Source organism: Methylophilus flavus (genome assembly GCF_042678905.1).
In the GTDB taxonomy this organism is placed as follows: Bacteria; Pseudomonadota; Gammaproteobacteria; order Burkholderiales; family Methylophilaceae; genus Methylophilus; species Methylophilus flavus.
Genome location: NZ_JBHTLN010000001.1, coordinates 713,276 through 737,465, shown reverse-complemented (window position 1 = coordinate 737,465; position 24,190 = coordinate 713,276). Strand labels below are relative to the sequence as shown.

27 protein-coding genes are annotated in these 24,190 nt (G+C 51.6%); 19 read left to right on the top strand and 8 right to left on the bottom strand.

Features of this window, described 5'->3' with window-relative positions; genetic code table 11:
- Positions 1-34: 34 nt before the first annotated feature.
- From ACFQ2T_RS03475 to ACFQ2T_RS03450, 6 genes are read left to right on the top strand one after another with little or no spacing between them, the layout of a single operon-like run.
- Positions 35-376, top strand: coding sequence for a flagellar protein FlaG (locus tag ACFQ2T_RS03475; protein WP_379033875.1), 342 nt, complete (start codon positions 35-37; stop codon positions 374-376).
- Positions 377-410: 34 nt separating this feature from the next.
- The gene (fliD, locus tag ACFQ2T_RS03470) at positions 411-2,084 is read left to right on the top strand and encodes a flagellar filament capping protein FliD (RefSeq protein ID WP_379030559.1); all 1,674 of its coding nucleotides are present in this window, start codon (positions 411-413) and stop codon (positions 2,082-2,084) included.
- 32 nt (positions 2,085-2,116) lie between these two features.
- The gene (fliS, locus tag ACFQ2T_RS03465; RefSeq protein WP_379030557.1) at positions 2,117-2,617 is read left to right on the top strand and encodes a flagellar export chaperone FliS; all 501 of its coding nucleotides are present in this window, start codon (positions 2,117-2,119) and stop codon (positions 2,615-2,617) included.
- Between the two features lies 1 nt (position 2,618).
- On the top strand, positions 2,619-2,954 hold the full coding sequence (locus ACFQ2T_RS03460; protein ID WP_379030554.1) for a flagellar protein FliT: 336 nt from the start codon (positions 2,619-2,621) through the stop codon (positions 2,952-2,954).
- Between the two features lie 14 nt (positions 2,955-2,968).
- Positions 2,969-4,111: a flagellar hook-length control protein FliK gene (gene fliK / locus ACFQ2T_RS03455; RefSeq protein ID WP_379030551.1), complete on the top strand. Its 1,143-nt coding sequence runs from the start codon at positions 2,969-2,971 to the stop codon at positions 4,109-4,111.
- Complete coding sequence (locus tag ACFQ2T_RS03450) at positions 4,098-4,388, top strand: EscU/YscU/HrcU family type III secretion system export apparatus switch protein (RefSeq protein WP_379033873.1); 291 nt, start codon at positions 4,098-4,100, stop codon at positions 4,386-4,388. Before fliK ends, ACFQ2T_RS03450 begins: the two co-directional genes overlap by 14 nt.
- Before the next feature lie 98 nt (positions 4,389-4,486).
- Here the strand turns inward: ACFQ2T_RS03450 and fliE are convergent, their stop codons facing one another.
- Positions 4,487-4,858 (bottom strand): flagellar hook-basal body complex protein FliE, encoded by a 372-nt coding sequence (gene fliE, locus ACFQ2T_RS03445; RefSeq protein ID WP_379030548.1) that lies wholly within the window; start codon positions 4,856-4,858, stop codon positions 4,487-4,489.
- Between the two features lie 251 nt (positions 4,859-5,109).
- On the opposite strand from fliE, the gene fliF reads away from it, so the two are divergent.
- The 13 genes from fliF to fliR all read left to right on the top strand — a co-directional run bounded on the left by fliF (position 5,110) and on the right by fliR (position 16,715).
- Positions 5,110-6,816 (top strand): flagellar basal-body MS-ring/collar protein FliF, encoded by a 1,707-nt coding sequence (gene fliF, locus ACFQ2T_RS03440; RefSeq protein WP_379030545.1) that lies wholly within the window; start codon positions 5,110-5,112, stop codon positions 6,814-6,816.
- 3 nt (positions 6,817-6,819) lie between these two features.
- Positions 6,820-7,818 carry a flagellar motor switch protein FliG gene (gene fliG, locus ACFQ2T_RS03435; RefSeq protein WP_379030542.1) on the top strand — a complete coding sequence of 333 codons (999 nt, stop codon included), beginning with the start codon at positions 6,820-6,822 and terminating at the stop codon, positions 7,816-7,818.
- 24 nt (positions 7,819-7,842) lie between these two features.
- A complete protein-coding gene (locus ACFQ2T_RS03430) occupies positions 7,843-8,511 on the top strand; it encodes a FliH/SctL family protein (RefSeq protein ID WP_379030539.1) in 669 nt (222 codons plus the stop codon).
- Positions 8,512-8,564: 53 nt separating this feature from the next.
- Positions 8,565-10,106: a flagellar protein export ATPase FliI gene (gene fliI / locus ACFQ2T_RS03425; protein WP_379030536.1), complete on the top strand. Its 1,542-nt coding sequence runs from the start codon at positions 8,565-8,567 to the stop codon at positions 10,104-10,106.
- Between the two features lie 18 nt (positions 10,107-10,124).
- The gene (gene fliJ, locus ACFQ2T_RS03420) at positions 10,125-10,571 is read left to right on the top strand and encodes a flagellar export protein FliJ (RefSeq protein WP_379030533.1); all 447 of its coding nucleotides are present in this window, start codon (positions 10,125-10,127) and stop codon (positions 10,569-10,571) included.
- A 25-nt stretch (positions 10,572-10,596) separates the two neighbouring features.
- Positions 10,597-11,970: a flagellar hook-length control protein FliK gene (locus ACFQ2T_RS03415; RefSeq protein WP_379030530.1), complete on the top strand. Its 1,374-nt coding sequence runs from the start codon at positions 10,597-10,599 to the stop codon at positions 11,968-11,970.
- 162 nt (positions 11,971-12,132) lie between these two features.
- Complete coding sequence (locus tag ACFQ2T_RS03410; RefSeq protein ID WP_379030527.1) at positions 12,133-12,699, top strand: flagellar basal body-associated FliL family protein; 567 nt, start codon at positions 12,133-12,135, stop codon at positions 12,697-12,699.
- A 30-nt stretch (positions 12,700-12,729) separates the two neighbouring features.
- Entirely contained in the window at positions 12,730-13,731 is a 1,002-nt protein-coding gene (gene fliM / locus ACFQ2T_RS03405) for a flagellar motor switch protein FliM (protein WP_379030524.1), read from the top strand.
- Positions 13,731-14,225 carry a flagellar motor switch protein FliN gene (fliN, locus tag ACFQ2T_RS03400; RefSeq protein ID WP_379030521.1) on the top strand — a complete coding sequence of 165 codons (495 nt, stop codon included), beginning with the start codon at positions 13,731-13,733 and terminating at the stop codon, positions 14,223-14,225. The genes fliM and fliN overlap by 1 nt, the downstream gene beginning before the upstream one ends.
- Positions 14,226-14,252: 27 nt before the next feature.
- Positions 14,253-14,732, top strand: a complete 480-nt coding sequence (fliO, locus tag ACFQ2T_RS03395; RefSeq protein WP_379030518.1) for a flagellar biosynthetic protein FliO — start codon at positions 14,253-14,255, stop codon at positions 14,730-14,732.
- A 107-nt stretch (positions 14,733-14,839) separates the two neighbouring features.
- Positions 14,840-15,604, top strand: coding sequence for a flagellar type III secretion system pore protein FliP (fliP, locus tag ACFQ2T_RS03390; protein WP_379030515.1), 765 nt, complete (start codon positions 14,840-14,842; stop codon positions 15,602-15,604).
- A 45-nt stretch (positions 15,605-15,649) separates the two neighbouring features.
- Complete coding sequence (gene fliQ, locus ACFQ2T_RS03385) at positions 15,650-15,919, top strand: flagellar biosynthesis protein FliQ (protein ID WP_379030512.1); 270 nt, start codon at positions 15,650-15,652, stop codon at positions 15,917-15,919.
- A gap of 28 nt (positions 15,920-15,947) precedes the next feature.
- Positions 15,948-16,715 (top strand): flagellar biosynthetic protein FliR, encoded by a 768-nt coding sequence (fliR, locus tag ACFQ2T_RS03380; protein ID WP_379030509.1) that lies wholly within the window; start codon positions 15,948-15,950, stop codon positions 16,713-16,715.
- Between the two features lie 78 nt (positions 16,716-16,793).
- Here fliR and flgL read toward each other — a convergent pair whose 3' ends face one another.
- The 7 genes from flgL to flgF form a co-directional block, all read right to left on the bottom strand.
- Positions 16,794-17,714, bottom strand: a complete 921-nt coding sequence (gene flgL, locus ACFQ2T_RS03375) for a flagellar hook-associated protein FlgL (protein ID WP_379030506.1) — start codon at positions 17,712-17,714, stop codon at positions 16,794-16,796.
- Between the two features lie 21 nt (positions 17,715-17,735).
- Positions 17,736-19,415, bottom strand: coding sequence for a flagellar hook-associated protein FlgK (flgK, locus tag ACFQ2T_RS03370; RefSeq protein ID WP_379030503.1), 1,680 nt, complete (start codon positions 19,413-19,415; stop codon positions 17,736-17,738).
- Positions 19,416-19,658: 243 nt separating this feature from the next.
- Entirely contained in the window at positions 19,659-20,723 is a 1,065-nt protein-coding gene (gene flgJ / locus ACFQ2T_RS03365; RefSeq protein WP_379030500.1) for a flagellar assembly peptidoglycan hydrolase FlgJ, read from the bottom strand.
- A gap of 11 nt (positions 20,724-20,734) precedes the next feature.
- Positions 20,735-21,868 carry a flagellar basal body P-ring protein FlgI gene (locus ACFQ2T_RS03360; protein WP_379030498.1) on the bottom strand — a complete coding sequence of 378 codons (1,134 nt, stop codon included), beginning with the start codon at positions 21,866-21,868 and terminating at the stop codon, positions 20,735-20,737.
- A gap of 11 nt (positions 21,869-21,879) precedes the next feature.
- Positions 21,880-22,566 (bottom strand): flagellar basal body L-ring protein FlgH, encoded by a 687-nt coding sequence (locus tag ACFQ2T_RS03355; RefSeq protein WP_379030495.1) that lies wholly within the window; start codon positions 22,564-22,566, stop codon positions 21,880-21,882.
- Positions 22,567-22,588: 22 nt separating this feature from the next.
- Positions 22,589-23,371: a flagellar basal-body rod protein FlgG gene (flgG, locus tag ACFQ2T_RS03350; protein ID WP_379030492.1), complete on the bottom strand. Its 783-nt coding sequence runs from the start codon at positions 23,369-23,371 to the stop codon at positions 22,589-22,591.
- 56 nt (positions 23,372-23,427) lie between these two features.
- Positions 23,428-24,171, bottom strand: a complete 744-nt coding sequence (gene flgF, locus ACFQ2T_RS03345) for a flagellar basal-body rod protein FlgF (RefSeq protein WP_379030490.1) — start codon at positions 24,169-24,171, stop codon at positions 23,428-23,430.
- Between the last annotated feature and the right edge of the window lie 19 nt (positions 24,172-24,190).

Here is a 24,190-nt window from a genome sequence, read left to right as displayed (position 1 = left end):
TCTCTGTGGATTTAGGTTAAGCAGAAGGAGCAATATCATGAGTCAATCTATAGATGGAATAGGTGGACGTCCGTTAAGCGGACTGGCTGCTGTAAACAGTCTTAAGTTGGTGAAGTATGGAAATGGTGAGCAAAAAGCTGCTGATGTATTGGATAAAGCAACTTTGACAGGTGCGGTGAACAAGTTGAATGAGTATGTTGCGCCCGCATTGCAAACCATAGAGTTTTCGATTGATGATGAGTCTGATCGCATCGTGGTGAAGGTAGTGGATACTGAAACACAAAAAGTATTGCGCCAGATCCCGAATGAAGAAGTACTTGCGATTAGTAAAACCCTGGATAAATTGCGTGGTCTGGTGATCAGGCAGGCAGTTTAGGGCAACTGTTTTAAAAGTGTCTGGAGATTAAAAGATGGCTTCAATTACATCAACAACCGGTGCATCCGGTCTGGCAATTGACTCGATAGTCACCGGGTTGATGACGCTTGAACAACAGCCCATCACACAAATCAAGACACAAGTCAGCTCATACAATACCAAACTCACCGCTTACGGCACGTTGAAAAGCGGTTTAAGTACTTTTCAGGCCGCCGTTGATAAACTGGCAACCGCCGCCAAATTCACGGCACAATCTGCCAAACTGACTGACAGCAGCAGCCTTGCGGCGACTGCGGACGGTACAGCGGCAAACGGCAGCTACAGCATTTCAGTCACCCAGCTGGCTACTTCACAAAAACTCGCAACATCGGCTTATGCCAGTGCCACCGATGTGATCGGCACAGGGACGCTCAATATCTCTTTTGGTACCTACACTGCCAGCCCTGCAAGCTTCACGGCCAATGCAGACAAGCAGGCATTGAGTATCACCATAGACAGTACCAACAATACACTGTCCGGGATTCGTGATGCGATCAATGCCAAAAATGCTTCAGTATCCGCATCAATCGTGAATGACGGTAGCGGTAACCGCCTGGTGATCACTTCAAAAGATACCGGTGCGGTCAACAGCCTGAAAATTGATGTCACTGATGGTGATGGGAACAGCACGGATGGTACCGGTTTATCAGCGCTGGCCTATGACCCGTTAAGCACTGTGGGTGCAGGTAAAAACATGACACAGCTGGTGGGCGCACAAAATGCCCTGCTGACGGTGGATGGCCTGAGTATCAGCAAGCCAAGCAATACGTTGAATGATGTGATCCAGGGGGTGACTTTAAACCTGAAATCCATCACCAGCGTCAATACCACGCTGGAAATCGCCACAGACACTGACACCATACAGGCATCGGTACAGAACTTTGTCGATGCCTACAACAAGCTGAATTCAAGCTTGCGTGACCTGACCAAGTTTGTAGAAGGGGGTTCTACCTCCAACGGGCCTTTGCTCGGGGATTCAACCACGCGCGACATTATGGTCAAGCTCAAATCCATGCTGGCACGTCCTTCAACCACGGCAACCACCTTCCGCACGCTGAGTGATATCGGGGTGAAGTCAGGTGAAAATGGCGTACTTACGCTGGATACTGCCAAATTAACCACGGCGTTAAACACCAATTTAACCGATGTGGCCAAATTGTTTTCGCCTTCTGCCACGACCTCGGACCCGCAAGTAACGTATGTCAGCAGCTCGAACAAGACACAGACCGGTACTTATGCAATCAATGTGACCAGTCTGGGAACGAGCAGCCAGGATGCAGCCGGTATGATCAATGGCGTGACGGCTTATGGCAGCGGCGCCAGCCTGATCGGTGCGGCTGACAATGCAGCCCAGGGTCTCAAGGTTTCCATCAATGGCTCCGCTACAGGCAGCCGTGGCACGGTGACTTTTAACAAAGGCCTGGCGGGTGAACTCAGCAGCATGATAGGCGGCTGGCTGGATACGACCGGTTCATTGACCGTTAAAACCGACGGTATCCAGACCTCTATCAAGGCACTGAACAAGAAATCTACGGATTTAAGCGCAAAATTACCAGCGATTGAAGCGCGATACAGGGCGCAGTACGCAAAACTGGATGCATTACTTTCCGGTATGCAAAGTACCAGCTCATACCTCAGTCAACAAATTGCTGCATTGAATAAAAGCTAACAGCATCAGGAATTAGGAATCAGGAGAATTTTATGTTTGGAATGAAACAATCAGGCATTAATGCTTATGCGAATGTTGGCTTGGAAACCGGCGTGGTAGATGCCAGCCCCCTGAAGTTGACTGTGATGTTGTATGAAGGCGCGATTACCGCGTGTATCCAGGCCCAGCAGGCGATGGGGCAGGGCAATATCCAGAAAAAAGGCGAGTGCCTGACCAAAGCGGTTTCGATCATTGATAATGGCTTGCGATCCAGCCTGGATAAACGTGCCGGTGGCCAGATTGCCAGCAACCTGGATGAGCTTTACCTGTATATGACACGTACCCTGATGCAGGCCAGCTTGCGTCTGGATGTGAAGAAAGTAAATGAAATCCAGCAGTTATTGATGGAGTTGAAAAGTGCATGGGAATCACTGGAGAAATCCGGTGCCCAAAAGACTGTCCAGGCTAGCGCACCTTTTAATGCACTGGTTTCTCAAAAGGCGCAGTCCATTCCTGCAGTAAATACCAACCGTTTGGCTGTTGCCGGAGTATAAGATGATGTCAAAAGCACTGATTGATACCTATGAATCTTCTGCGAAAATCATGGAGCAGATGCTGATTGCCGCCAGACAAAGCGCCTGGGAAAAAGTCACCGAACTTGAGCAGTCTTATATGCTCAAGATCGAAGTGATTAAAACGCTGGAACAAAACCTGCGCTTGCAATCCGAAACATTGAACGCGGAAGAACATAGCCGCAAACAGAAGCTGGTACAGAAAATCCTGGCCGATGATGGCGAGATCCGTAACCTGCTTTACCCGGTGATGCACAGGATTACCGATATGATTTTTGATGCGCAGCTACATGCGCGCATCCCGCCCGATGCCATATAGCGAGTGCTAAATAAATGATTCCTATCCAGCAAGTTCTCGCTAATCGTTTCGTAGCACAAGAAACAGAGAGCTTGCGTGCCGTCTCCTCGATCCTGCCGGTTGAAGGGGCACAATCCGAAGCGCCCTTGTGGAGCCGCCTTCGCCCGGGCATGCAATTCACCGGCATGATCCTGCAAAAAGAATCCAATGTCGCCAATGGCTCGGAACTGGCCAATTTCAAAGTCCAGGTGCAACTCCCCAACCAGCAACCGGCTGTGGTGCAGATGCAATTACCCGCACATCTTGCTCAGCAACAAGCCCTGCAAATGCAATACCTGGGCCAGGCAGCGACCGGGAAAGACGCACAAAGCGTATACCCGCAAGTGCGTTGGGGGATACAGACCCAGCCTAAAACCGCTGATCAGCCTGCCACCAGCCTGGTGACGACCGGATTGCTGACCGCATCGCAATCAGACACAGCGGATAATCTGCCTCAGCTGTTAGGGGCGATGGCGGGGCAGACCGCCAGCCAGGTCGATTTGAGTAACCCTGCCCAGCAGTTACAGCGCTGGTTAAACTCACCCATGTTCCAGCAGCAGGCAAATGCATTGCAGGCACAAGCGATTGTCAGCCATAGCCCGCAAAAGCCGCAGGTACTGGCGCAGGATTTAAAACATGCGCTGGACAGTTCCGGCCTGTTTTACGAATCCCACCTCAAGGATGCAGCACTGGGCAGCCGGCCCTGGCATCAGCTATTGCAGGAACCGCAAAACAAACCCAATTTTATGCCACCGGAAATGGTGGCCCAGCAGTTGCAGGTGCTGGAACAGCAACGCCTGGCCTGGCATGGTGAAGTCTGGCCTGGGCAAAGCATGCACTGGGAGATCAGTGAGCGCGAGTCCTCCGTCCAGTCAGCAGACGATCCTGCATTGAATGCAATACAAAGTAACATGAAGTTGCAACTCCCGCAGCTGGGTGAAGTCTCAGTACGCATCACCATGGTCAACGGACGCTTCTCTATCCGTGTGCAACCTGAAGAAGATAGTGCATTCACTGCCATGCAATCCAGCCGTAGTGGGCTGGCAGCAAATTTGCAATCTGCCGGGCTGACCCTGGAGTCATTGCAAATCACCAGCGACGCGCATGAAGCAGACAGGCAGCAATATGCTGCAGGATAAGCCTTTGACCCAGTCAGCCATCGCGCTGGCGTATGAAGCAGGAGACCTGGCGCCGCGTGTGGTGGCAAAAGGGAACGGCCTGCTGGCGGAGCGTATTATCGCCATTGCCAGAGAACACAATGTCTATGTGCATGAATCGCAAGCGTTACTGGGATTGTTGATGCAGGTGGAGCTAGATGCGCATATCCCGCCCCAGTTATATCAGGCGATCGCCGAGATACTGGCATGGCTGTATCAGTTGGAGCAGGGCGTTGTGCGTGAAGCGCCTGACGTCTAAGTAGCTCGCGAAGCGCCTTGTTCAAGAAGCAAGCGGTGCGTCGCGAGTAAGTAGCTGGTATAGGGATTGAAGTGATGAGACTATCTAAATGCAGGGATTTAAACCTGCATATTCATCATGTCCTGATAGGCACTCACCAGTTTATTGCGTACCTGTACCGTGGCCTGGAAGGCGATGTTGGCTTTCTGGCCGGAAATCATGACGTCAGACAGGCTGACGTTATCGTTGCCCATGGCAAAGTCCTGTCCGAGTTTCTCGGACTGCAGTTGCATATTGTTAACCGAATCCAGAGAGGATTTCAGGGCATCGCTAAAGCTGACCTGGCTGGTAGGGCTGGCAGCAGTGGGTTTCTGTACCGCGTTCAGTGCCTGTGTGGCACCAGCGCCCAGGCCTTCAGGTTTTTGTGCTGCTGCACGTAATTGTGCCAGCATGGACGAAATGCGTTGTGCATCAATGCCGCCTACGCTCATGGTGGTCTCCTTTCGTAAAACGGGTGTATTTACCCTTTAATGACAATGGAGCCACTTTAACATTGCTACAAATGAGTCGCTCTCAAAAATAGGCGATATTAAGCCGTCTTATTTGCCAATTTGAATTTGCAGGTGAGGCGCATAATGTGTCCCATGTATGAATACCAATGTAATGGTGTTCTGTTTAGATTAACGACATGCCCGGTGCAGTACGATATGCCTGGCGCAGGTCGGTCAACATGGAGATTTAAATGGCTGCTGCTGATGCCACGCTTGCTTCAACAATAGAGCCCACGATTGCGACACCGGACATATTCGGTAAGATGGGCCAGAAATTGCTGTTAGTAGCTGGAATTGCCGCCGTGGTTGCGGTGATGGTAGTGTTTTGGCTATGGAGCCAGAAACCGGATTACCGTGTGCTGTTCTCCAATTTTGCCGATAAAGATGGCGGCGCCATTGTTGCTGAGCTAGACAAACTGAATATCCCATACAAATTTTCCGAAGGTGGCAGTGCCATCATGATCCCTGCCGAACAAGTGCATCAGGTACGCCTGAAACTGGCGGCACAAGGCCTGCCTAAAGGTGGCAATATCGGTTTTGAATTACTGGAAAACCAGAAATTTGGTGTTTCCCAGTTTGTTGAGCAAGTGAATTTCCAGCGTGGCCTGGAAGGGGAGCTGGAGCGTAGTATCCAGTCTATTTCCGCAGTGCAGGCTGCCCGTATTCATTTAGCCATTCCAAAACCTAGCGTGTTTGTGCGTGAACAGCAGTACCCGACCGCTTCCGTATTATTGAATCTGCATAATGGCCGCCGCCTGGATGGTCAGCAAGTCGGTGCCGTGGTACACCTGGTGGCCAGCAGTGTGCCTAACCTTTCCGCAGACCATGTGACCGTGGTCGACCAGAATGGCAATCTGTTGTCTGACAATGCCAATAAAGCCAAACAGAATGGCCTGGACCCGGAGCAGATGGCTTATGTAGAAAATATGCAAAGCAATATCGCACGTCGCGTCGAGTCTATTATCACGCCTATCGTAGGTGCCAAGAATGTACATGCCGAAGCCAGTGCCGAGATTGATTTTTCCAACACTGAGCAGGCCAACGAGTCTTACAAACCTAACAGCAAACCTGAAGACATGGCGGTGCGTAGCGCCCAGAATCATGAGTCACAAAACAGCAGTGGCAGCAATGGTGCGGTGCCTGGTGCGGTGTCTAATCAGCCGCCGGGTGAATCCACTGCGCCTGTCACTACACCAGCCGCACAAGGTGGTGATGAAAATGCGCCTGCTGCAGCTCCACCAGCACCGCCACAAAACACCCAAAAAGACACGACTACCAATTATGAGCTGGATAAAACCATCAGTTATGTCCAGCAGGCTAAAGGCGGCGTCAAACGCCTGCACGTAGCGGTAGTGGTGAACCATATCCCGGTAGTAGATAGCACCGGTAAAACAACTTACCGTGCACTGAACACTGCCGAGAAACAGCAAGTGAGTGACCTGGCGATGCAGGCGATGGGTTTCAACCGTGAACGTGGTGACACTATTTCCGTTGTCAATACACCGTTTATCAGTGAAGCACAGGAAAAACTGGTCGAGCCACCATTGTGGAAAGACCCGGTCATGATTGAGTACGGTAAAGATGCCTTGCGCTTCCTGGCCGGAGTCATCGTATTGATGATGATCTACAAGAAATTGCTCAAGCCTCTGGCCAGTAAACTGACCGGCGCCGATAAGAAACAGCTGGCGATGGTGGCTGGTGCACCGGCACTTCCCGGTGCTGAGGGCACGACAGAAGAAGATGCACTGGTGACGCTGAGTGGTGAAACCCCGGCATTGCCAGGCGCTGCCAGCTCCAGCGCATTGAACGCGACGCTGGAAGCGGCAAAACTGGTGGCAAAGGAAAATCCGCGCATGGTAGCTAACGTGGTATCTAACTGGACCTCGGCGGAGAAATAACACATGGCGTCTGATGGATTAACAAAAAGCGCTATTCTGATGCTGGCGCTGGGCGAAGACGAAGCAGCCGAAGTCATGAAGCACTTGTCTCCGAAAGAAGTACAGCGGCTGGGCATTGTCATGGCTTCAATGAAGCCGGTGCCAAAAGAAGAAGTGGAAGAAGTGCTGGAGAAGTTCATGCTGGACTTTGCTGGCAGCAGCGACTTCGGCCTGGATTCTGACAGTTATATCCGCTCTGTGCTGGTGAAAGCATTTGGCGATGACAAGGCTTCCAATTTATTGAACCGTATCCCGCAATCGCAGGACGCCGCAGGTATCGAGAGCCTGAAATGGATGGATGCATTCAGCGTGGCTGATTTCATCAAGAACGAGCACCCACAGATTATTGCAACGATTCTGTCGCACCTGGAAGCCGAACAGTCTGCCGAGATCCTTGGCCACTTCACCGAACGTTTACGCCAGGATGTGATTTTGCGGATCGCCACGCTGGACAGCGTCAAGCCAACCGCATTGCGCGAACTGAACGAAGGCATGCTGAAGATGCTGGCCGGTAACGATAACCTCAAGCGCCAGACCATAGGTGGCGTGAAAACTGCCGCTGAAATCATGAACTTCCTCAGTGGCGAGAATGAAGCCAAATTGATGGATGGCCTGAAAAGCTATGACGATGGCATGGCGCAACAAATCATGGACCAGATGTTTGTGTTCGATAACATCATTGATATCGACGACAGAGGCATACAGGTATTGCTGCGCGAAGTGCAGTCTGATGTGCTGATCGTGGCCCTGAAAGGCACTTCCGAAGAAATGCGCGAGAAATTCTTCCGCAATATGTCTTCCCGTGCCGCCGATATGATGCGCGAAGACCTGGAAAGCCGTGGACCAGTGAAATTATCTGAAGTCGAGACACAGCAAAAAGTGATTCTGCAAACAGTCAGACGCCTGTCCGATGAAGGCCAGATCATGCTGGCTGGCAAAGGTGACAGCGAGCAGTATGTGTAAAGCATTTTTGAAGGAATATTCAGCATGGTAGCTTCTGCAACCCCTAAGGAACAAATGACTGCTTATCAACGCTGGGAAATGGCCAGTTTTGACGATGTGGCTTCCAGTGAGCGCGTCAGGCGCGATCGTGTACAGGCAGAAGAAAACGCGCGTACCGTCAGCCATATCCTCAAGCAGGTCAGGCAGGAAGCCTATGAAGCCGGTTTCAAGAGCGGCTATAAAGACGGCCTGAGTAAAGTACAGAATGAAATTGAAGCAGAGCGTGCGCAATTGCTGCAATTGTCCGGCAACTTTCAGCAGGCACTCTCCATGCAGGATGTGGCGATTGCCGAATCAGTGCTGACACTGGCGCTTGAACTGTCCAAAGCCATGCTCAAAAGCAAGCTGCAGGCGGATCCGCAAAGCATCATTCCGGTGGTACTGGATGCCATGCAATACCTGCCGCAAGTGAAACAGCCTGCCCGCGTGATTGTGCATCATGAGGATGCCAAAATCCTGCGTGCCAGCATTGCTGAACAGATGAAAGACCAGGGCTGGCAACTGGTGGAAGACAGCCAGATTGAACGTGGTGGCTGTCTGGTTGAAACTGCTGAAAACCAGATTGATGCGACCAATGAGATGCGCTGGAAGCGTCTGGTACAAGGCTTGTCCCGTTATGATGACTGGCACAAACCTGCTGCAACGAATGAGTAAAAAGCATTCGAGCCAGCTCCTGATCTTGATCCGGTATGAGAATTAGATAAAACATGACCACTGCACATGATGCTGACCTGCCATCTGCTATTCCCGCTGCACAGGCTACGGCTGCAGAGGCATTGACAGCCTCGCCTGAGGCATCGGCGCCAAACGAAACACCCCAAAGCGACACAGAAAAAACTACCGTATCCAATCCGGCTAATATCCATAGCCAGCGCTGGCAAAGCTATTTGAAAGACTGCCGCGAGATTATCAACCTGGTCGAGCCGCTGGAAGTCGCTGGCCGCATAATTAAAGTCACCGGCCTGGTCATGGTCGCTACCGGTATCAAGATGCCTATTGGTGGCGCCTGTTATATCCCTTTGCAAGATGGTGGCCGTGTTGAAGCTGAAGTGGTCGGCTTTGATGGCGAGAATCTGTTGCTCATGCCGCAAACAGCGGTGGAAGGCGTAGTGCCTGGCGCCAAAGTATTCAGTATGGATGTCACCGAAACCCTGCCTAAACCCCAGTTCGGCCGCCCACCTCGCCGCCGTGCGCAAGACAGGGCAAGACATTTTCCCATAGGTGATGGCTTGCTTGGCCGTGTGGTGGATGCCGCTGGCATTCCGCTCGATGGCCTGGGGCCGATTCCCAACGATGTGACGGCGCCTTTGAGTGGCCGCGTGATCAACCCGCTGATGCGGGCGCCGATTGAAGAAACCATGGATGTAGGCGTGCGCGCCATTAATGCCATGCTGACAGTAGGGCGTGGACAACGCCTGGGTTTGTTTGCCGGTTCTGGTGTAGGTAAAAGCGTATTGCTGGGCATGATGGCACGTTACACCACTGCCGATGTGATCGTGGTCGGCCTGATTGGTGAACGTGGCCGTGAAGTACAGGAATTTATTGAACAGATTCTGGGCCCTGAAGGCCTGGCGCGTTCAGTCGTGGTGGCTGCCCCGGCGGATGTGTCTGCACTGATGCGTCTACAAGGTGCGAGCTATGCGACCACCATTGCCGAGGGCTTCCGCAAGCAGGGTAAAAATGTGTTACTGATCATGGATTCACTGACCCGTTATGCCATGGCACAGCGCGAAATCGCGCTGGCGATCGGCGAGCCGCCGGCCACCAAAGGCTATCCGCCTTCCGTGTTTGCCAAACTGCCGGCGCTGGTTGAGCGCACCGGTAATGGCGCACGTGGCGAGGGTTCGATCACGGCTTTCTATACAGTGCTGACCGAAGGTGATGACCAGCAGGACCCGATTGCCGATTCAGCCCGCGCCATTCTCGATGGTCATATTGTGCTCAATCGTACATTGGCCGAAAGCGGGCATTATCCGGCGATTGATATCGAGCAATCCATCAGCCGCGCCATGCATAACATCACCAGTAGCGAACACCAGAAGCAGGCGCGTTTGCTCAAGCAACTGTACTCGCGTTATTTGCGTAACCAGGATCTGATCGCCGTCGGTGCTTACCAGGCGGGCGCTGACCCCATGCTGGATGTTGCTATCAGGAAGCGTGACCAGATCAATGATTTTCTGCAGCAGGATATTCATGAATGTGCAGATATGCAGTTTAGCCTGCAACATCTGGCACAAGTCGTGTCTTGACTGGACTAGGCAACAGCGATGGCGACACAATCGACTCAGACATTGACCTTGCTAAGCCAACTGGCTGGCGATGAAGTTGAGGCGGCCATGCAGGCCCTGGCACAAGCCATGAAGCAGCTGGAGCAAGGCCGCCAGCAGCAGACGTTGCTGGGCCAGTATCAGCAGGAATACCAGCAACAATGGCAAAGCGTCGTGCAAAAAGGGCTCAAAGCGGATTTGTACCGCAATTTTCAGGGCTTTTTCTCGCAATTGGAAACCGCCGTGCAGAGTCAAAATGCTCAAATCGAACAATTACAGGCAGTGGTTTCGCACAGACAGCAAATACTGCAGGAAAAACAGCGTAAACAAAAGTCGTATGAAGTGCTGATATCACGTGCAAATACCCTGCATGAGAAAATCGAGCGCAAGCGTGATCAGAAAATGATGGATGAGTTTGCCAGCCGTGCCAAGCGCACGACCATGTAAACCTTGTATCGTACGGGAGAGTGAAATGGCATTTTTAAATTCTGCAAGCTTATTAAACATGGGTGCTGCCGATGCGGCGAAAAAGGCAGCTGCCAATACGCCGGTGCAGGAAACACAGGCAAATCAGTCAGATGAGTTTGCCCAGGCTTTGCGCAAGCAATTGCAGCAGGCCAATAAACCTGCCAGCAACCCTGTGACGCCTGCCGTTGCCAGAAATAATCCGCCGGCCAAAGAGACCATGCACGCCCAATCTGCGCAAGAGTCTGCCAGACTAGCCAAAAACGAATCGCCAAAAGAACAACCGATCGCGAAGACACCCTCCAAAACCGACGCTGCAAAAGCAGATGATAAAAACACCAACGACAAAACTGATGCTGAAAGCAACCCTGTCGAAGAGAATATCACTACCACAGAAGCCGTTGCTGCCCTAGCTGAAACGCCGGTAGACAAAAAACGCCTGATCACCAATCTGGAAGCCACCGACCCTGCTACAGTCAGCCTGACGCCGTGGATGCAAACCATGCTCGCCATGCGCCAGCCTTCAGGCCAAAGCGCGACCGGTGAGCAGGCACCATTAGCAAGTGCTGTCGATGAAACAGCCTTGCAACCTGCTGAATTACTGGCGGATGTATCCGCAACTGTGGTCACTGAGCAAGCCGATAAAACATTCGCCGGCAATGTGGCAATAGAAATCCGTCCTGAAACCAAGCCGGCTGGCTTGCCCGTAGGCACCGAACAAACTGCGGCTGACAAACCTGCACATTTCTCTGAAACGCTGGATATCGCAAAATCTGTCGCCGAGGCTGTCAAGGAAACGATTGCTACCGACAAAGCTGTTGATAGGGCGGGTAATATTGATATCCAGACTGAAACTTCTAATACCGTCACGCTGCCGGCGGCACAGGCTTTGCCTAACAGCTCATGGTTAAGTGCGGCTGGCGTTACACAAACTTCAAATGTGATGATGTCACAAGTCGCTGCTCCGTTTGGCAACGAACGCTGGCAAACCGCGATAAACCAGCATGTGCTGAACATGGCGGGCAGTGGCGATGAGGTGGCTAACCTGACTTTGTCACCACCTGATCTTGGCCCTATTCAGGTAGTGTTGAAAGTGGATAACCAATCAGTGAACACCAGTTTTATCACTGACAATCCACTGGTCCGCCAGGCACTGGAAGATGGCTTGCAGGACCTGCGTGACCGTATGCAGTCGCAAGGCCTGGAACTGGGTCAAACGTTCGTCGGCAATGGTCATCAGGCAGAACAGCATTTTGAACAGCAGACAGCCAGGAGTGGTGCCAGGGCGGCAGAATCATCTGCCGGGACTGACACTGCGGCAGTGCCCCAGACAGCGGTAAAAGCCCGAGTGGCACGCGGCCTGGTAGATACTTTCGCCTGATCGCTTTTATCTGCAAACGCGCCAGCCTGGTTGCTGGCGCTGCACAAAGTGTGATTAAGCACCGAATTCACCCTTTTATCCAGCAATCTCACAGCCTTCGCCATAGGCATAATGTCACAAACTCTCACGCTATTTTGAAGCTAACATGAAAGGTTTTGTGCAATGGCTCAAGAACCCGCTAAAGCGGAAGCTGCAGTAGCAGCCCCCAAATCAAAGAAAAAACTCATCGTCATTCTGGCAGTGGTGCTGGCATTGGCCGTCGTTGGCGGCGGTGCTGCATTCTTTCTGATGCAGAAAAAGGAAGATCCGCAGCATGCCAAGGCTAAGCCCGCCAAAGAGGGCGAAGAGGCTGAAGCAGAGGGCGGCGAGCACGAAGAAGAAGCCGAGGCGGAAGGTCATGCTGACCCAAAAACAGCTTTAACTTATGTGCAGTTTGAAACATTTACTGTCAACCTGTTGCCTGACCCTGATGACAAGTTTTTGCAGCTCGACCTGACGGTAGAAGTAAAGGGTGCCGAGCTGGCAGAGAAATTCAAAACACAGATGCCGGTATTACGTAACCGCGTACTGTTATTGCTGACCAGTAAAAAAGCGACAGATATTTCGACACCGGAAGGCAAAACGCAATTAAGCGAAGAGTTGCTGGCCGAATTGAAAAAACCGTTAACCGCCAGTGGTAAACCACTCAAGGTGACACAGGTACTGTTTACTTCTTTTGTGATTCAGTAAGTTTAAGCCCCAGTTTTATAGCGAGTAACCATGTCAGCTGACAAGTTTCTATCACAGGATGAAATTGACGCGCTCCTCAAAGGTGTTGAGGGCGATGACGATAGTGATGCGTCGGATAAAGACGAAGCCAGTATCCGTAACTACAACCTGGCGACGCAGGAACGCATTGTGCGTGGCCGCATGGCGACGCTTGAGATCATTAACGAACGTTTTGCCCGACTGTTACGCGTGGAGTTGTTTAACTTCCTGCGGCGTACGGTAGAAGTATCGGTCGGCCCGGTCCGTATCATTAAATATACAGACTTTATCCGTAACCTGGTGGTGCCTACCAATCTAAACCTCATACACATGAATCCGCTGCGTGGCACTGGTGTGATGGTGCTGGACCCGACGCTGGTATTCCTGGTGGTGGACAATATGTTCGGTGGCGATGGCCGCTTTCATACCCGGGTAGAGGGCCGCGATTTTACACAGACAGAACAGCGCATTATCCAGCGCATCCTGACGCTGATGTTTGATTCGTATGCCAAAGCCTGGTCACCGGTGTACCCGGTAGAGTTTGAATACCTGCGTTCGGAAATGAATACGCAATTTGCCAATATTGCCACGCCGAATGAAGTGGTGGTGGCGATCACCTTTAATATCGAGCTGGGCCCGAATAGCGGCGAGATGCATTTCTGCGTGCCTTATTCCATGGTCGAGCCGATCAAGGATCTGCTGACATCGCCATTGCAGGGTGAAAACCTGGGCGGTGACAAGCGTTGGGTCAAAATGATGACACAACAGATCCAGGCAGCGGAAGTTGAAATTGTCGCCAACCTGGCCACGCGCAGGATGACGGTGGCAGATTTACTGGAACTGAAAGCAGGCGATGTGATTCCTATCAGTATCAGTGACACCATTGAAGGACAGATTGATAATATCCCGGTGATGGAATGTCGCTACGGAGTATTTAACGGGCAATACGCCCTCAAAGTTGAAAAATTAATTCGCGCTGACGGTAGTCAAGAGCAATTGCAAGGAGAGTCATAATGGCTATGGATCCCGCCACTGGTAACAGTGCTGATGATGAAATGGAAGCGGCAATGGCTGCGATGGGTGTGTCTGATAGCGGCGATGTGCATACCATCGCCGAAGATGACTGGGGCGCTGCCCTGGCAGAGCAAACGCAAGCCGAGTCTTCAGCCTCAGCCCTGCAGGAGCAAACCAGCAAAACTGCGGTGTTTAACGAGTTTAGTGCCAACAACAAGATGGAAGGGACACAGAACGATATTGATTTCATTCTGGATATCCCGGTACAACTGACGGTAGAATTGGGCCGCACCAAAATCTCGATCAAGAACCTGCTGCAACTGGCACAAGGCTCGGTCGTTGAGCTGGATGGCATGGCCGGTGAGCCTATGGATGTGCTGGTGAACGGTTGCCTGATTGCACAGGGTGAAGTGGTGGTGGTGAACGACAAGTTTGGTATCCGCCTGACTGATATCATCACGCCAGCCGAGCGTATCCGCAAATTAAACCGTTAATTAATTGAACCGTTAGTTCAGGAACACATGAAGCATTACAAGTCATTAGCATGCATCACGCTTAACCTGTTCTGGCCAGTATTGGCCTTCTCAGCTGAAGCCGTTAAAGCCGCTCCGGCACCTTCCGCCAGTGATAGCCTGGGCCGTATGGTGTTTGGCACGGTGGTGGTGTTACTGGTGATTGCCGCGATTGCCTGGGTGTTGAGACGCGTCTTGCCAGGTCAGGGCTTGTCTCAAACGGGCGTGATCAAGCAAGTCGGTGGCGTACAGCTGGGGCCACGGGAACGAGTGGTCGTACTGGAAGTGGCTGGTCGCTGGCTGGTGGTTGGTGTCAGCCCGGGGCAAATGACGGCCCTTGGTGAAGTGGGGCCCTTGACCGCAGACCCTGTCACAGAAAATCAAAGTCATTCTTCCCCTGTTTCGCCTGTAGATCCGCAAGCTTCTTTCGCCGTGCGCTTGCAACAGGCCATGCAACACACGGTCAAATCCTTCAAAAACAAGCCTTGAGTCGCTCACTTCCAACCTTTGAAAAGGGTTAGGCAAGCGTACACTATCTCCATCTTTGAATCATGCCCGGCAATAGCGGCATGACTAAACTTCAGGTGTGCTGATAAATGCGAGTGATCTCTGTCTTGAAATTCATTTTATTTCCCTTGCTGGCCGGGCTGATCTGGCTATGGCCTGCACATTCCTGGGCGGCAGAAGGCTTATCCATAGGCTCAGTCACACCAGCGGCAGGCGGCGGCCAGGATTACACTCTCAGCCTGCAAACCCTGATCCTGCTGACATCGCTGACCTTTATTCCGGCCGCGATTTTAATGATGACCGGCTTTACCCGTATCGTGATTGTGTTGTCCTTGCTGCGCCAGGCACTGGGTACGCAGTCTGCGCCATCTAACCAGGTGCTGATCGGACTGGCCCTGTTCATTACTTTTTTCGTGATGGGCCCGGTATTCGACAAAATCTATGTCGATGCCTATCAGCCTTTGTCTGAAAGCAAGATCACCATGCAGGAAGCCCTGGACCGCGGCGCATTGCCACTCAAAGGATTTATGCTTAAACAGACGCGGGAGAATGATCTGGCCATGTTTGCCAATATGGCGCACACCCAGGCCATCAACACGCCGGAAGAAGTGCCATTACGTATCCTGGTACCGGCTTTTATGACCAGTGAACTGAAAACCGCTTTCCAGATCGGCTTTGCCATTTACATTCCCTTCCTGATTATTGACATGGTGGTCGCCAGTATCCTGATGGCGATGGGGATGATGATGGTGTCGCCGGCCATTGTGTCGCTACCTTTCAAGCTGATGCTGTTTGTGCTGGTGGATGGCTGGCAACTGATCCTGGGATCACTGGCACAGAGTTTTGTCATGTGATGATGCGTCTTGGCGCTGTCATCGATTGAGATTAAAGGAGTATTCATGAGTCCGGAACAAGTATTAACCATAGGCAGTGAAGCGATGCAGACCACGCTGATGGTGGCCGCGCCGATTTTAGGCACTGCCCTGGCGATAGGCCTGATTGTCAGTATTTTTCAGGCCGCGACACAGATTAACGAGCAAACACTGTCATTTATTCCCAAACTGGTGGGTGTGATGGCCATGCTATTGCTGGCAGGTCACTGGATGCTGATGACCCTGGTGGATTACATGCACCATGTGTTCAGCATGATCCCGCAGCTGGTCAATTAAGTATTTATTCACTGAATAGCTTTATCCAATGCTGACCATCCATGCTTCTGACCTGCAACAATGGATAGTGCAGCTGCTCTGGCCCCTGACACGCATCCTCGCCTGTATTGCAGTGGTGCCCCTGTTTAGCCATCCTTCCATTCCCAACCGCATGAAACTGGGTATAGGTTTCGTGATTACACTGGCGATCCTGCCCTCAATCAAAGTCCCCGCGATAGACGTGATGTCCTGGCAAGGCCTGCTTTCATTACTGGCGCAAATGGTCATAGGCATCAGCATGGGCTTTGTCATGCGGTTGATGTTCACGGCAGTGGAAATGGCCGGTTTTATGATGGGCATGAGCATGGGCCTGGGTTTTGCAAGCTTTTATGACCCGCAGACCGAAGGGCAGACCATGGCGGTGGCACAATTCCTCACCATGCTGACGCTTATGGTATTTATGAGCCTGGATGGGCATCTGATGGTGGTCGCCGTCATGCTGCAGAGTTTTGAAACCATGCCGATTTTGCTGGAACACTGGCAACTGAATAGCCAGGTGATTGCCGAGCTGGGCGGGCATATTTTTTCACAGGGCCTATTGATGTCTTTACCAGTGGTGGCGAGTCTGCTGATCACCAACATGGCATTGGGTATCCTCACTAAAGCCGCGCCGCAGTTTAATATTTTCGGTATCGGCTTCCCGATCACTATCTCCGTCGGCCTGGTGATGACATTACTCAGCTTGCCTTCATTAGTCAGCCCGGTGAACCGCTGGCTGATAGATGCGCAGCAACTGATGCTGCAAGTCATACGCTGATACTGATTTCATTGGCTTTAAGCCAGGCAATAAAAAAGCTGACATTTAGTCAGCTTTTTATTTTAGTCGATGTGTGAATTAAATAAACGAGAACAGGGATAGCTGTGAAGTCTGCACATACGATTTTTGTGCCGCTTCCAGGATAGTCGTCCTCTTCGATAAATCTGATAGCGCCTCGGTGTAATCCAGGTCCTGTAGTTTTGAAATGGAAGCGGTGTATTGCAGATCCATATCACTACCAGTGACATCCAGTGTATCCAGTTCATTCAGTTTACTGCCCAGGTCAGCGCGTACATTGAGTACCTGGTCCAGCACGCCTTGCACTTTGGTGATGGTGTCTGCCAGGCCATCACTGTAAGTTTTTTGGGTGGTTGCATCGGTAATAGGGGTTTTTAGCAGGCCTATCATATCTTTCAAGCTGGCAAACAAGTCGTTGCCATTGGCCTGGAATAATTCATCACCGGTGTAAGTGATAGGCATCTGGCGCTGTACATCCACTTGCAGGGCGCGTTTAGAGGTGTCGCCCTGAAAGTCTACATTACCTGTGACCGTATTCAGCACGAACGGTACGGTGTCGGTCTTGTAACCGGAATACATATAATTACCCTGTGCATCCTTGGTATTTGACAGGCCAATCAGGCTATCCAGTCGGCCTTGCAGTTCACTGGCAATGTTGGCGCGTTGCTCGTTGCTGTAAGCGCCATTACCTGCTGCCACCAAAGACGATTGCGCGTCCAGAATGACATTGGTGATACTGGTCATATTGGTTTCATAGGTTTCCAGCGCTGTTTTAGCCACATTGCGGGTGGCGGCATAAGTATTATTCAGGTTCTGCGAGTTTGTCAGTTCGAGAATACGCGCTGAGGCGACCGGGTCATCTGCCGGGCTACGCACTTTCTTGCCAGAAGAAATCTGCTCGTTGAGTTTGCTCAGGTCATTCTGCAAATCCATCAGGCGATTGGTGCCGCTCTGGTAAATGGTATTGGTGCTGATTCTCATGATTCACTATCCTTCAGAATATTACTGGCCAAGCTGCAACAGAACATCAAATAACTGGCTGGCGATTTGCATCATTTTGCCAGCAGCCTGGTAGGCTTGCTGGTAACGCAACAAGTTGGCGGCTTCTTCATCAATATTGACGCCGGATTCAGACTGCATCGCGCTGGTGGCACCTTCCAGTGCCGAAGCATCGGCCTTGCTGGTGACCATCATCTCGTTGGTTTTGGTGCCGACGGCGCTCACCATCAAGGCAAATGCCTGGGCATAGGAGCGGTTGGCATTACTGCCCAGCAAGCGTACGCTGGCAGCGTCCTGTAGTTGTGCCAGGCGCAAACCGTTGGTATTGTCACCGGCACCTTTAAAAGCGATCACGTTGCCATTCGCATCCACACGTTCTGCCAGTGCCAGTTTTTCAACATCATCAAAGGCGAGTGTGATTTTGCTTGCCGCACCCTGGGTTGGGCGGATCATGTACTCGTCACCTTCTACCGGTGTTGAGGTATTCACATTAAATTCAATGCCATCGACGGTGACCGGTAAGGTAGCTGCGCTGGTAACGGTTTTATCGCTGTTGCGGATAATATTGTACTGACCACCGGTATATTTCAGCGTGTAGTCGCTACTGGTTATTTGTTGCGATTGTCCCGGCACAAACGTAGCACTGGCCATCTTTGATTTGTCTACGTTATTTGCGCTGCTGATGGTCTGTGGCTGCGGAATGTTAAACATGGCCACACCGGCAGTGCCGTTCAGGTCGTAACCCTTTTGCTGCATGTCATTGAACTGGCTCGCCAGCGTGATCGCCAGCTGGCCAATCTGGTTTTGTACCGTATCCAGTGTTTCATTCCTGAAGGTCAGAATGCCGCCCAATGTACCGCCAGCCAAAGTAGCGCTATCGATAATTTTCGGGGTGCTTTTATCGCCGTATGCGATTTCGAGGCGACCAGGGTCAGTGTAGCTGGATTGCGCATATAGCGGATAGGTGTCATCACCCACCACCAACGGCATGCCATTGCCTATGAATACATCATAGTTACCATTGCTTTGCTTGACGACTGTCGTTTTGACCTGCTCACTCAGCTTGGACATCAACAGATCGCGTTGATCCATCAGGTCATTAGGTGGATTGCCGGTGGTACTCATCGCCTTGTCTATCACCAGGTTCAATTGCGAAATCTGGGTGGCATAGCTGTTGATGGTATTCACACTGGCCGACACTTGTGTGTTCAGGCTCTGGCGGATATCATCCAGGCGGCTGTTGACTGCTGAAAAGCGATTCAGCAGGGAATTCGCCGAGGAGAGTACCGTTTGTCTGGTGGCGACATCTGTAGGGTTAGCCGCTGCAGCGCTGACCGCACTGAAAAACTTGGTCATCACCGGGCTTAAGCCTGCGTTAGAGTCGGAAAGCAAGCCGTTGATTTCATTAATACTGTTGTAATAAGCAGTGCTGGCGCTGCTGGTAGAGGTGGTATTCAGTAATTGTTTGGCCAGTGTGTCGTTGTATACGCGGTTGATGCCGGTAATATCCGTGCCCTGGCCGACAAAACCATAGCCAAAGTTCTGCGCTTGTGACGCCGCCTGTACGATCACCTGCCGGGTATAGCCGGGAGTGGATGCGTTAGCAATGTTGTGGCCGGTAGTGGCAATCCCGATCTGGGCTGCGTTTAAAGCACTTTTGCCGATATTTAATATGTTGGACATACTTGAGCCCTCATGTGTCTTGGTCCTGCAGAACGGTTGACACGAATGTAAAGTTACAATTAGTTAGCCTAACGGCAGTTTTTTAAAATTCTTTAGGAAACACAGAATAAATGTCTGCGCGAGCGAATTGCTGCGTTGCCCGGTACTCTGAACCTCGCCGTATACTCATACTGTCTCGGCTCCTGCGTTCCGTGCGTCTTGCACTTCATCTCGCTCGATCAATTATTCCGCATTTCCTTCATACTAACTTTGCAGATGCTTGATGACCTGCGTCAGTTTTTTGCCATATTGCGGGTCAGTCGCGTAGCCTGCGCGTTGCAGTGCATGGGCATAAGCACTGGCATCGTGGGTGTTACTCATGGCTTTTTCATAGCGTGGATTTTGTGAAATCAATTTGGCATAATCTTTGAAGGCATCGCTGTAACTGTCATAGGCACGGAATTTTTCTACGCGGGTTTCCTTTACGCCATTCACGTATTCGGTAGTGACACTGTTCGCTACTTTGCCTTTCCAGCTGGCATCGGCTTTGATGCCGAACAGGTTGTGGCTATTCACACCATTGGTGGTCTTGATTTCATGTTTACCCCAACCGCTTTCCAGTGCCGCCTGGCCGATCATGAATTTGGCCGGAATACCTGAATCGCTGCTGGCAGCTTGCGCGTGCGGCAACATGCGCTGGATAAACTGTTGTGTCTTACTGGCGACTTCGCTCATGGCTGTCGCTAAAGGCGCAGCTTGTGGCAAAGTGAAGTTCTTCACGTTTTCCTGTGCTTCTTCCATCAATGGCGGCAGCTCAGGAATACCGCGTGCCCAGGCAGTATCGTTATCTGCTTTCGTAGTGTCAGGAGTGGTCGCGTCCCATTGCTGATAGGCTTCACGTATCTTCTGTGCGGCCTGCATTAATACGGTTTTGCCTGAAGAAGGGTTACTCGATGACAAACCATTCACCAGGTTGTTTTTAGTGTCATGCAATTGGGTTTTTGTTTTATCAGTTTCTTCAGCGGGTTTGGGGCTGAACTTGCTCAATTGCCTGACCAGTACTTCGGTCAGGCCCATGCCTTTCTGGCTGAGTTGTGTCGTGAGCTGCTGGTCCAGCATGCCCATGAACATCTTGCTTTGTTCGTTATCGGTGATGCCATCCTGCGGCACGGTGTCGCGCATGCTTTTCAGCATCATGTTCATCAGCACGCCTTCAAACTGGCGGGCGACCGCACGTATGGCTTCCGGCGAATCGCTTTTGGCGTTCTTGAGGCCGTTTAGCGCGCTGCCATCGATGGCCAGACTGTTAGGATCGACACGTGGTTGCATGGCAATCTCGCTTAGATGACCTCTAGCTCTGCGTTCAGCGCACCTGCGGCTTTCATCGCCTGCAGAATGGCCAGCAAGTCTTGCGGCGTGGTGCCAATCGAGTTCAGTGCTTTCACAACATCTGCCAGGTTGGCACCATTGTTCAACTTGAGTACTTTGCCAGGTTCCTTGTTGATATTGATCTCGGAAATGGCGGTCGATACTGTCTGGCCATTCGAGAATGGGCCAGGCTGGCTGATCACTGGTGAAGTATTGACGACCACAGACAGGTTACCGTGGGAAACTGCGCAGCTATCCAGCGTCACGGCCTTGTTCATGACTACGGAACCGGTACGTGCATTCATGATGATCTTGGCCGGTGTTGCCGCCAGTGCCACATTGATGGTTTCCAGGTTAGCCAGGAAAGACACACGGCTCATGGTTTCCGGTGGGCGCACCTGGATCACGCGGCCGCTTTCAGCCTGCGCAGTCATCGGTCCAAATTTCTTGTTGATGGCTTCCACCACGTTGTTGGCAGTGGAGAAATCACTTTCTTTCAGTTCGAGTTTAACCAGGTCCTGGTTCAGCAGGGTGTTAGGCAGGGCACGTTCAACCGTTGCACCATCTGAAATACGGCCTACGCTCAGGTGATTGATCTGTGCCGAGCTGCCATTGGCCGCAGCACCGACGCCGCCAACCACCAGGTTGCCCTGGCCCATGGCATAAATCTGACCATCAGCCCCTTTAAGCGGTGTCATCAGCAAGGTACCGCCACGCAAGCTCTTGGCATTACCCATGGAGGAAACCGTCACATCCAGTGTCTGGCCGGGTTGGGCGAAAGCGGGCAGGGAGCTGGTCACCATGACGGCAGCCACGTTTTTCAGTTGCAGGTTGGTACCAGGCGGCAAAGTGATGCCCATCTGGTTCATCATGCTGATGATACTTTGTACGGTAAACGGTGTTTGCGTGGTCATGTCACCGGTGCCATCGAGGCCTACCACCAGACCGTAACCGATCAACTGGTTGGCGCGTACGCCCTGGATATTGCTGATATCTTTGATACGCTCTGCATGCGCTAAAGGTGCGGATAGCACCAAACCTGATATCACTATCAGGTTAAGTAGCTGCGTGGCAGTGCGGGTGAATGTGTTAAACAGGCGTGGCATGTTCAACTCTCCTATAACGGGATCATGCTAAGAAAGAAGCGGGAGAAGATGGAGAACGCTTCGGCAGCATCAATCTTGCTGCTGGAGCGATACTCGACACGCGTATCTGCCACTTTGGTAGAGAGAACTTCGTTACCGATGGTAATGGTGTCCGGGTTAACCACACCGGAAAACCTCACGTATTCGGTACCTTTGTCAAAGCCGATCTGTTTTTCGCCACTGATGACCAGGTAGCCATTAGGTAACACATCGACCACAGTCGCAGTGACAGAGCCACTGAACGTATTGCTGGCATCGGCACTGGCCTTGTCTTTGAAAGACAAGCTGGAACCTGCATTAAAGGCTGATTTAGGCACGTTATGCCCGAACAGGCCGGTAATGGAAGCGCCGACTGAACCATCTTTGCTCTGTCCGTTATCAGATGCTTTGTTGGCGGTGGTGTTCTCTGTAATACGTACAGTCAGGATATCGCCCACATAACGTGGTCTGCGGTCTTCAAACAAGGGACGGTAAGCTGCGGTATTGAAAATGGCGCCTTCGGTACGTGCATCAGGACGACCCAGGGTAGAGCGTGGTGTTTCCGGTTTTTGTACGATGGTTGAAGGCGTGACTGTGCAGCCGCCCAGCAACTGCGAGAGCGCTAAACAAAACAATAAGCTGGTCATCAATCTATTCATCATCATATCCATCTTCAACATAGAACTAGCCTTCAAACAAAGATTACATCTGTGACAGTTTTTGCAGCATCTGGTCCGAGGTTGTAATGGCCTTGCTGTTAATTTCGTAGGCACGCTGGGTTTGGATCATGCTCACCAGTTCTTCGACAACGTTGACGTTGGATGTTTCCAGGTAGTTCTGTTGCAACAAGCCTGCACCATTGGCGCCCGGGGTATTGGTATTCGGGTTGCCCGAAGCGGTGGTTTCCACATACAGGTTTTCACCTTTGGATTGCAAACCGGTCGGGTTGATAAAAGTAGCCAGTTGAATCTGGCCGATTTGTGTGGATGCAGTGGAATCTGCTGTTGTAATTGATACCACGCCATCACGGCCAATCGACAATGATTGGGCATTGGCAGGAATAGTGATTGCCGGTTGCACAGGGAAACCGCTGGAAGTCACCAGTTGACCCTGGCTATCCATCTGGAAAGAACCGTCACGTGTGTAGGCAGTAGAACCATCCGGCATCAGGATCTGGAAGAAGCCGTTGCCCTGAATCGCCACATCCTTGCTGTTATCTGTTTGCTGTAAATTACCCTGGGTAAAGATACGCTCTGTTGCTACCGGTTTCACACCAGTACCTAATTGCAAACCACTTGGTAACTGGGTTTGCTGTGAGGATTGCGCGCCAGGCTGGCGGATGTTCTGGTAGAGTAAATCTTCGAATACGGCACGTGATTTCTTGAAGCCACTGGTGCTGACGTTGGCCAGGTTGTGGGAAATGACGTCCATTTGCGTTTGTTGCGCATCGAGACCAGTTTTGGAAATCCATAATGAGCGTATCATCGTTTACTCCTTTGGGTTAAAAACCCTTGTTCATACCGTAAATAATATTACAGACCTTAGCCATTCAAACTGAAGAGTTGATCGGCTTTTCCGGCGTTGTTTTGCGCGTTTTCCAGCATCTTCATTTGCATCTCGAAACCGCGTGCCAGGCTGATCATATTGACCATGGTTTCTACCACGTTGACATTGCTGCTTTCCAGGGCGCCACCGGCTACGGTGACATTGGCGTCAGCAGGCGCTGCCTGGCCATTTGCCGTGACAAATACGCCGTCGTCAGCACGCTTCATGCTGGCGGGTGGCGGGTTGGTCAACTTGATTCTGCCAATAATGGTAGTGGGACTGGGATTTGTTAAATTGCTGACTGTTGAAATGGTGCCATCCTTGCCAATCGCAATCGCCGAATCCGGCGGGATGCTGATCGGGCCACCATCGCCCATGACATTGAGCCCGGTAGAGGTTTGCAACTGGCCGTTTTCATTGATTTTCAATGCACCGTTACGGGTATAGCCTTCAGAACCGTCGGCACGCTGAACTGCGATCCAGCCTTCGCCAGTGACGGCGACATCCAGGTCACGGCCGGTTTGCTGGATAGCGCCTGATTTGTAGTCGGTGGCAACAGTAGCATCCACCACAAAAGCACGCGTTGGCAGGCCATCACCTAGCACCGGTACTGCCCTGAAACTGTCTACCTGTGCCTTAAAGCCGGTGGTGGTCGCATTTGCCAGGTTATGGGCAGTCGTCGCCTGTTGTTCCAGAATATGTTTGGCCCCTGTCATTGCAGTGTAAATCAGGCGATCCATACCAGCTCCTTAGTCATTC